Origin of the sequence: Dolichospermum sp. UHCC 0259 (genome assembly GCF_009711935.1) — a bacterium.
GTDB lineage: Bacteria > Cyanobacteriota > Cyanobacteriia > Cyanobacteriales > Nostocaceae > Dolichospermum.
This window is the reverse complement of the sequence record NZ_VIKX01000260.1, coordinates 1-8,424: the sequence shown is the minus strand read 5'-3', so window position 1 is coordinate 8,424 and position 8,424 is coordinate 1. Positions and strand designations below refer to the sequence as shown.

10 protein-coding genes are annotated in these 8,424 nt (G+C 37.8%); 5 read left to right on the top strand and 5 right to left on the bottom strand.

The features are described 5' to 3' along the window. Positions 1-56: 56 nt before the first annotated feature. From FJR05_RS21710 to FJR05_RS27710, 3 genes are read left to right on the top strand one after another with little or no spacing between them, the layout of a single operon-like run. Positions 57-1,673: a mucoidy inhibitor MuiA family protein gene (locus FJR05_RS21710; protein WP_168646024.1), complete on the top strand. Its 1,617-nt coding sequence runs from the start codon at positions 57-59 to the stop codon at positions 1,671-1,673. A gap of 50 nt (positions 1,674-1,723) precedes the next feature. Then, positions 1,724-2,047: a ferredoxin gene (locus tag FJR05_RS21705; RefSeq protein ID WP_168646023.1), complete on the top strand. Its 324-nt coding sequence runs from the start codon at positions 1,724-1,726 to the stop codon at positions 2,045-2,047. A 57-nt stretch (positions 2,048-2,104) separates the two neighbouring features. Then, on the top strand, positions 2,105-2,695 hold the full coding sequence (locus FJR05_RS27710; protein ID WP_168646022.1) for a DUF5331 domain-containing protein: 591 nt from the start codon (positions 2,105-2,107) through the stop codon (positions 2,693-2,695). 7 nt (positions 2,696-2,702) lie between these two features. Here the strand turns inward: FJR05_RS27710 and FJR05_RS21695 are convergent, their stop codons facing one another. Further along, positions 2,703-3,695, bottom strand: a complete 993-nt coding sequence (locus tag FJR05_RS21695) for a folate-binding protein YgfZ (protein WP_168646021.1) — start codon at positions 3,693-3,695, stop codon at positions 2,703-2,705. Positions 3,696-3,791: 96 nt separating this feature from the next. Next, entirely contained in the window at positions 3,792-5,159 is a 1,368-nt protein-coding gene (locus FJR05_RS21690) for a diguanylate cyclase domain-containing protein (RefSeq protein ID WP_168646020.1), read from the bottom strand. A gap of 253 nt (positions 5,160-5,412) precedes the next feature. On the opposite strand from FJR05_RS21690, the gene FJR05_RS21685 reads away from it, so the two are divergent. Beyond that, positions 5,413-6,423, top strand: a complete 1,011-nt coding sequence (locus tag FJR05_RS21685; protein WP_168646019.1) for a hypothetical protein — start codon at positions 5,413-5,415, stop codon at positions 6,421-6,423. A gap of 317 nt (positions 6,424-6,740) precedes the next feature. Here the strand turns inward: FJR05_RS21685 and FJR05_RS21680 are convergent, their stop codons facing one another. The 3 genes from FJR05_RS21680 to FJR05_RS21670 are packed head-to-tail and all read right to left on the bottom strand — an operon-like array spanning position 6,741 to position 7,466. Further along, positions 6,741-7,121 carry a hypothetical protein gene (locus FJR05_RS21680; RefSeq protein WP_168646018.1) on the bottom strand — a complete coding sequence of 127 codons (381 nt, stop codon included), beginning with the start codon at positions 7,119-7,121 and terminating at the stop codon, positions 6,741-6,743. Further along, positions 7,114-7,302, bottom strand: a complete 189-nt coding sequence (locus FJR05_RS21675) for a hypothetical protein (RefSeq protein ID WP_168646017.1) — start codon at positions 7,300-7,302, stop codon at positions 7,114-7,116. The genes FJR05_RS21680 and FJR05_RS21675 overlap by 8 nt, the downstream gene beginning before the upstream one ends. Then, positions 7,299-7,466, bottom strand: coding sequence for a hypothetical protein (locus FJR05_RS21670; protein ID WP_168646016.1), 168 nt, complete (start codon positions 7,464-7,466; stop codon positions 7,299-7,301). The genes FJR05_RS21675 and FJR05_RS21670 overlap by 4 nt, the downstream gene beginning before the upstream one ends. A gap of 195 nt (positions 7,467-7,661) precedes the next feature. On the opposite strand from FJR05_RS21670, the gene FJR05_RS21665 reads away from it, so the two are divergent. Next, a partial coding sequence (locus FJR05_RS21665; RefSeq protein ID WP_168646015.1) for an XRE family transcriptional regulator occupies positions 7,662-8,424 on the top strand: 763 nt, incomplete at its 3' end.

Below are 8,424 nucleotides of genomic sequence, written 5' to 3'. Positions count from 1 at the left end.
TCTCTACTTAAATTAAGATAATTTTATCTTATTTTTTTCAAAATGAGAATTGCTGGATAAACCCAGGAACACCATTTGGGCAGAAAATATTAGACAGCCGAATTGTCGCAGTCACAGTCTATAATGACCAAGCTTGGGTGACAAGACGAGCATTGGTATCCTTATCAGGAGAAGAACAGGAATTAGTAATCACCTCATTGCCAGTAATTCTAGCCACTGATTCTATGAGAGTGAGTTGTGTGGGGACAGCGGTGGTAAAATTGCTGGAGGTGAGATGCGATCGCCAGCAAACTAATGAACCCATAGGGGAAAAAGTCACTCAATTAACCAAAGATATTCAGCAAATTGAAACTCAAAAACGGCATTTACAAGCGCAGATAGACGCTTTGTTACTACAATCTAATTTTATTGCAGGGTTACGGGAAAAAACTGAAGAACCATTTTCCCAAAGTTTAGCGAGAAAGAATCTTAGCTTGAGTGAAATCTTGGATTTTCTCAACTTTTTGGGAAGTCAATATTGCGAATATGCGATCGCTGCGGGAGAATGTAAAGCACAACTGTCAGAACTAGAAAAAGAATTACAAACACTCCGTAATGCTTTACAAAAAATTCAAACACCCCAACCAAAAGAAAATTTGAATGTCATTGTGGGGGTAGAAGTTCAAAAAGCCGGAGAAATTGAGCTAGAAATAGCTTATATGATTGCCAATGCCACTTGGCATCCCCATTATGATTTGCGGGTGAATAGTGCTAATGATCAAATAAATCTCAGTTATTTGGCAGAAATTACCCAAAGTACAGGTGAAGATTGGTTAGGTATAGAACTAACTCTATCTACCGCCAAACCAGGACATAGTACATTACCACCACAATTAAAACCCTGGTATATTGATGCACCGATGGCAAGGATGGAAGAAATGGCACAACGATCAATGCCTTATCCACCGGCAATGGCGCTACCTATGCCTATGTTTAGGACTCCAGCAAAACCAGCTAAATCAGAAATTGCAGAAAATAATATTCATGAATCGGTTATTACTCCCAATCCCCAACAGGGAAGTGTAGTAACATTAAAGATTGCAGGTGAAGGAAAAATACCCAGCGATGGTACACCGCATAAGATCACTATTTCTCAGCAAGATTATCCTTGTCGTTTTGAATATGTAGCTGTACCTAGTTTAGTTAGTTTTGCTTATTTGCAAGTTTACGTTAAAAATAGCATCAATGGTGTAACTTTATTACCAGGAACAGCTAATATTTTCCGCAATCATAGTTTTATAGGCATAACTAAGTTAGAAAATATTTTACCTGGAGAAGAATTTAAACTGAACTTAGGCATTGATAAAGGATTAAAAATTGAACGAGATTTAGTAGAACTTCAAGTAGATAAAAAATTAATTAGTAACCAACGCCGAATTACCTATGCTTATCGGTTAACAATTACTAATTTACTTAGTAAAGTGGCAAGTTTACAATTGACTGAACAATTGCCTGTTAGTCGTAGTGAACATATTCAGGTATATTTAATCGAGAATAGTCCAGAAATTCAACAGGGTAAAACAGGGATTTTAAATTGGTTGTTAACTATAGCACCCCAGGAACAACAGGAGATATATTATCAGTTTACTGTGGAACATCCACCAGAGTTAACTGTAGTAGGTTTGGATATTTGAAATAGGGATTTGTGAGCAAAATTTTAATAATATTTATAGTCAAAAAGGTGATGAATGAATTAATATCAAATATCCAAACGCAGGAACAACCTCTTCCTATTTGTGTAAAAGTATGTCAACATCGTACTTGTAGAAAACAAGGTGCAAAGGAGGTTTTAGCGGCTTTACACGCTTTACCTATACCTAATGTGACAGTTACATCTAGTGGCTGCTTAGGTCAATGTGGCAATGGTCCAATGGTACTAGTTTTACCCGAAATGGTTTGGTATTGTCGGGTTTTACCCCAAGAAGTACCCAGATTAGTGGAACAACATTTATTAGGTGGTAAAAGAGTCAAGAAAATGCTTTATTATCGGTTTCATCCCCAGGGATAAAGATCACTGAAAATATATAAATGCTGTAATTTGGTACAGTAAGAAGTGAGGGAATGAATGGATATTCAGCATTTACGTCAATCATTAAAAAAGAAGTGGCTGATTTATTACGAACAAAATCGTTCTTGGCTAGTGAAAATGCGAATCTGGAAAGATTATTATGGTATTCGCCGACCTTCTTCTGGTTACATTTTAGCAACTTTATCTACTTTAGAACCAGAGTTAAAAAAAATTCTCCCTTTCATTTTGGATTTAAACAATGATCCTGATAAGATAATTTCGGCTTTGTGTTTGCACTTCAATCCTGAACAGGAATTAAACTTATTAAAATCCCAGCATTCTACCGCCAAAAATCAGATAGTTAGTACCTCGCCGGCTCATATAGCCTTGACAGATTCACCTGTACCCAAAGAACGCAAACAGGTGTTATTGAAAATGACCACAGGCGTTTCTGTAGTTGCAGTTGCTACACCGATTCATCATCATTCTTCGGTTAAGCTACCTGGAGGATTGGGAAGGGAACAAATAGATAAACGATTGATAACTACGGGAATTACCAGCCCAAATATTACCCGAATTTCATATATTCATGGCAATATTTCGCCATCTTGGATAGATGAATTGTGTCCAGGTAGAGGAAATGGGTAATGGACAATTAGAGATTATTTGATGGATATTCGTGGGAGACAAAGGGAATAGCAATTATTTCTCCTGCTGCTTCTCCAACTTGCACTTTTAAGCCAACTCCACCAGCTTTACTCCTGATGTAACCTAGTCCAAAATGACCATCAGGAGTGGTTGTATAGCTGGTGAGTTTACCTACTTTTTCTTCGCCAATGGTGATTACTGTTCCTGGTGCAGCCGCAGCACTGAGACGAATTCCCCAAAGGTATTGTTTTACACCTTTGTATGTATTAAGTCTGGCAATGGTTTCTTGACCGATATAACAACCTTTATTAAAGGAAACTGTCTGCCATAGTCCAACTTCCAGGGGGTTATAATCATCCGTGAGTTCTAAGTCGGGAGCAGGACGACCTTGTAATATTCGTAACATTTCCCAAGCGCGATCGCTCAATTCCACAGCCCCTAATTCCAGTATTTTCTCCCACCATGTTTGTTTTTCAGTGTGGGGTAAAATCAGTGTATATCCGGGTGCAGCCAAGCCGCTACCCACTGCAACTATCACTCCATCAACTAAAATATGATTACCATCTGGTTGACCAATTAAATCACCAGCCCCTAACTTTTCAACAACAGCATGACTTTGGGGGCCAATGAGGCTTAATGTCGCTGTTTCTTCGGTTACATCAGTTAATTTAACTTTATCAGCAGGGAAGATATAGCGATCTAACCATTTCATAAGTTCCTGACGACGGTTAGGGGAAACCAACAATAAAACAGCATCATTTAAGACATAAGCAGTGACTAAATCTATCGTGCGGGCTGTAGATGTCACCATCACAGTATCGCAGCCCTGACCGGGTTTGAGCGATTGAAAATCATTAGTGCTTTGATTGTGTAAAAAGCGAAGACGATCATCGCCAGAAATACGTATAATTCCCCAAGTAGAGCGATCGCTTACTACCACCCCTTCCCGTACCGCTTGCATAGCATTTACATCTTGAGGATCAATTGCGGATGTTAACATAGTGGTACAAATTTACCTTAATTTCAATATGATCTTCTGAAAAATATTAGCAAATAATTTGGTAATTAGTAAAAACTCTTGCCTCTTACCCATTCCCTATTCTGCTATACAATAGCGATCGCGCCCCTGTTCCTTAGCATGATATAAAGCTTGATCAGCATTGGCAATGATGCTATCTGGTTTTACCTCCAAACTAGGTATAAGTGAACATATTCCTAAACTAACCGTCACAATATCCTTAACCCCAGATTTGATGTGAGGAATCGCCAAACTATGAACTTGTTCCCGGATTCTCGTCGCCACCCTAATCGCTCCTTCCAAATCAGTCTTAGGTAAGAGTACGGCAAATTCCTCCCCACCATAACGGGCTACCAAATCAGTCGGACGCTCAACATCATGATGACGAATAATTTGATGCACTATCTGGGCAATTTTTAATAAGCAATCATCACCAGCCAAATGACCGTAATAATCATTATAAAGTTTAAAAGAATCAAGATCGAATAAAATTAGAGAAAGATGCTCCTGTTTTTGCCATTCCCTTGTCAAACGATCATTAAAACAGCGACGGTTAGCCACCTGAGTCAAAGCATCCAGATTCGCCAATTGTTCCAGTTTTTGATTTGCATCTTGCAGAGCTAATTCAGTTTCTTTTCGCATAGTAATATCACGGATAGTAATAGCAAAACCATCACCTAATTTTACAGCCACAAAGTGAAACCAAGAAGACTCTCCCGACGAATAATAAAAATCCCGTTCTAGCGGTTCACTCGTCTCCACGACTTCTACAAACTTCTCAAAAAGTTCTGGTTCAACCCGACTGAGAAATCTTTTTAACACCAATTTACCAATCATCTCTTCCCGACTAGTGGCAAAAGCTCTGGCAATTACCGGGTTAACAACCAAACAACGAAAATCTTCAATATTCCCCGTTTCTGGGGCGCGGATAGCTTGCATTGCCGCAATACCATCCAGAGAACTATTTAATACACTAGCTAGTAAAGCTCTCGATTGATAAAGTACCTCTTGAGTTTCCCTCCGGGTAGCAATTTCCTGTTCCAGAAGCCGTTGTTGGCGTTGAATAATTAACTGATTATCCAAACGCGCCACCACTTCCTCAATTTGAAAAGGTTTTGTAATATAATCTATACCGCCTGACTTAAAAGCAGTTACCTTATCAAAAACATCATCTAAAGCACTAATAAAAATAACCGGAATACTGCGTAAATTCTCATCAGCTTTTAGCGCCTGACAGACTTGATAGCCGTCCATTTCTGGCATCTTGATATCTAACAAAATTACATCAGGCCGCTTTACCTTCACAGTTTTCAGCGCCATCCGCCCACTGGTAACGCTACGAACATTATAGCCGAGTTTGACCAGCAAATCGCTTAACAGTTGCAAATTCTCTGGAATATCGTCTACCAGAAGAATACTACCTTTATTTTCAGAATCAAGATTCATTGGTTGTCAGAGGTTTACGAATTCAACAATCGTCAAGGATCTGTCTATGGTATCATCAACTCAGGTAATAACATTTAGCAAAGTATATATTCTCACTTAAATTTTTAGTATTGACAATCTCAATAGCCTAATCATTGGGTTATCATCAGGGTAGTCTAGCTACATATCGGGAAATGGGTACTCATTTCTGCCAACAATTAATTATGTAGTACCTAAGAGGTGAAAAGCCTTTTATATATCAAAAACATATCTCATGAAAGAAATAACTGCTAACTATGATGAATCTTGGAAAGAAGCATTAACTGAGTATTTTGAAAGCTTCTTAACATTCTTTTTTCCTGAAGTTCATAAATTAATTGATTGGACACAAACGCCTCAATCTCTTGATAAGGAATTACAAGAAATTACAGCTTCATCAGAGACAGATAAACGGATTGCTGATCAACTTTATCAAGTTTGGTTACTAGATAAACGAGAAGTATGGATATTAATTCATGTAGAAATTCAAAGTCAATATGAAGTATATTTTGAACAACGGATGTATATTTATAATTACCGTTCCTTTGATCTGTATCACAAACCTGTAGTTAGTCTCGCCGTTCTAGGTGATGAAAGGAATAATTGGCGACCCAGTGCTTATGGTTATTCCCTTGGAGGGTGTGAAGTTAGTCTGAAATTTCCCATTGCTAAACTACTGGACTATGAATCTCGCTGGCAGGAATTAGAATCTAGCGATAATCCATTTGCTATCATAGTAATGGCACATTTAAAAACTAAAGCAACCACTCGTAATTTATCAGAACGGGAGCAATGGAAATGGACATTAATTCGCGGACTGTATGATAGAGGCTTAACAAAAGAACAAATTGTTAAACTCTTTAAAATCATTGACAAAATGATGACTTTACCTGAGCAATTACAGCGAAAGTTAGTGAATAAAATTAACAGTTTTGAGGAGGAAAGAAAAATGCCTTTTATCAGTCCTACAGAAGAATTGGCAATAGAACGTGGTAAAGAGATTGGTAAGGAGATTGGCAAAGAGATTGGTAAAGAGATTGGTAAAGAAATAGGTGCTTTACAAAAAGCTCGTGATTACATCAAAGCTGTTTTGCAAGCTCGACTGGGTGAGGTTTCTTTAGATATTACTGCATCTTTAGCTCAGATTTCTAATCTATCTATTTTGGATGAAATGTTGAAATTGGCAGTAACGGTTAATTCTTTAGATGATTTTAAACAGGCTTTAGAATTGGCAACATCTAAATAATTAATATTCCTAGCGACTAGAAGCAGCAATTCTCATTTTGAAAAGAATAAAATAAGGTTAGAATCACGGATTAGACGGATTGCACTGATTTCACGGATTTTAGTGACTCTTATCATAGCAAACAACCTAATCCGCGTCATCTTTTAATCAGTATAATCCGCGATTCTGACTTTTGAGCGGTGAAAAATTTCAGCTTCATCATCAAATTCTACTACTGATTCATAACCTTTATATTTCATCACTATTAAACCCCGCTTCTAATAGAAAACGTCGTATAGATTTCACAGCACCTTTATCTGTTTACCACAGGTTTCTATTCACGCTTCTATTTTAATACTGGGGGATACTTGGATTTTTGGTAATGGTTTCAATGGGGTATTGATGGGAGAATAACGACAATAACAAATAACTACTGATTCAAAAGTACCCACAGGTAAATCTGGTACATATTCTTCTACCTTGGAAACTTCCCAATCACCAATTCTATAATGTGTACTTGCACCTGGAAATTCAGGATCTACATATTCTTCAATTTGACAAAATTCCTTGAGTCTATAACCTGGTTCGGGAATAGGCTTTTTAGAACCATCATAATGTTCAGCTAGGATATCAGTACAAGCCCCAGTATGAGATAGTAACATTTTTTCCCAGTTTTCTAACTGTCCTTTATCTGCTTTAAAAATAATATATTTACTCATTTTCTGATTCCTCATGATAATTAGGAAATTCTGTTTCACCTTCAAACACACAATCAACTTTGAGAATTTTATTATTAGTAGGTTCTACTTTCACTAATTCCCATCCGTATTTATCAGCCATTTCTTGACATTTATCTCTGTCTGTAGCTGCGTGTCTGGAAATTTTTTCGTCTTCTGTCATGGTGATTTTACTTGTTGAGACTTTTTGTTTTCGGCGATCGCTCTCTTGACAATCACCTTAGCTAATTGCGGAACACTGAGAAACTCTCTAGCAGCCCAATCTTCTAAGTATTTGTACTCATCTTCTTCTATGCGAATTGTCATTTGCGGTTTTTTGGAAGGCATATCTAACCATGATTCACTACTCCTAAATTATCGTTCTTATTAGTCTGATTGACTAATAATGAATTAAAGTAGTTACAAGTGACTCACCTGTAACTATAATATTAACAGGTAATCTATTTGTCAACTATATAAAAACCTGACATTATAGCTAGAATAAGATGATTAATACCTGACATTATCAGAAATAAAAATACCATGACTACCAACATCCTGGATAACATTGACCTACGGACATTAGGGGAACTCCTCCAACAAGCCCGTAAAAAATGCAACATGACTCAAGTTGATGCAGCCAAAATTATTGATGCTGCACGCACTACGATGATCGCTATTGAAAAAGGAGAACGTCGCCTTAAAGCCAATGAACTGATTAAACTTGCCCGTGCTTACGGACGTTCTGTAAGTGAATTTGTTCGCCAACGTCCAATAGTCCAACCTTTTGAAGTGCAGTTTCGGGCAGTTTATCAACGGAGTCAGGAACAAAAGGCAGAAATTGAGCCGTTTATCTTTAAATTAGAGGAATTATGTCAGAATTACCTAGAACTTGAGCAGATTATGAAAGCGCCAATAGCGCGTAACTATCCTCTTGAGTATCAAGTAACTGATATGCCGATCAAATCTGCTGCGGAAAGTATAGCAGTAGCAGAACGTCACAGACTGGGTTTAGGTGATGCGCCTATTTCGCAACTGCGTGACATTCTAGAACAAGACGTGGGTTTACGGATCTTCTATTTGCAGATGCCGCAAAAATACTCAGAAGTGTATAGCTATAACGAAGAAGTTGGCGGTTGTATGGCTATCAATGCCAATCATCCAGAAGAACGGCGGCGCTGGTCAATGGCGCATGGATATCTGCACTTTTTAGCGCATCGCCAAAAACCAGAATTTCATTTTGATGGTCAATATCAACGATTTCCTGAAAGTGAACAACTAGTACACTGCGGCGTAAATGAGATAA

Coding starts and splice junctions, on each gene's coding strand:
- FJR05_RS21705 (WP_168646023.1), top strand. CDS start 1,724: ATGAATGAATTAATATCAAATATCCAAACGCAGGAACAACCTCTTCCT.
- FJR05_RS27710 (WP_168646022.1), top strand. CDS start 2,105: ATGGATATTCAGCATTTACGTCAATCATTAAAAAAGAAGTGGCTGATT.
- FJR05_RS21695 (WP_168646021.1), bottom strand. CDS start 3,695: ATGTTAACATCCGCAATTGATCCTCAAGATGTAAATGCTATGCAAGCG.
- FJR05_RS21690 (WP_168646020.1), bottom strand. CDS start 5,159: ATGAATCTTGATTCTGAAAATAAAGGTAGTATTCTTCTGGTAGACGAT.
- FJR05_RS21685 (WP_168646019.1), top strand. CDS start 5,413: ATGAAAGAAATAACTGCTAACTATGATGAATCTTGGAAAGAAGCATTA.
- FJR05_RS21680 (WP_168646018.1), bottom strand. CDS start 7,121: ATGAGTAAATATATTATTTTTAAAGCAGATAAAGGACAGTTAGAAAAC.
- FJR05_RS21675 (WP_168646017.1), bottom strand. CDS start 7,302: ATGACAGAAGACGAAAAAATTTCCAGACACGCAGCTACAGACAGAGAT.
- FJR05_RS21670 (WP_168646016.1), bottom strand. CDS start 7,466: ATGCCTTCCAAAAAACCGCAAATGACAATTCGCATAGAAGAAGATGAG.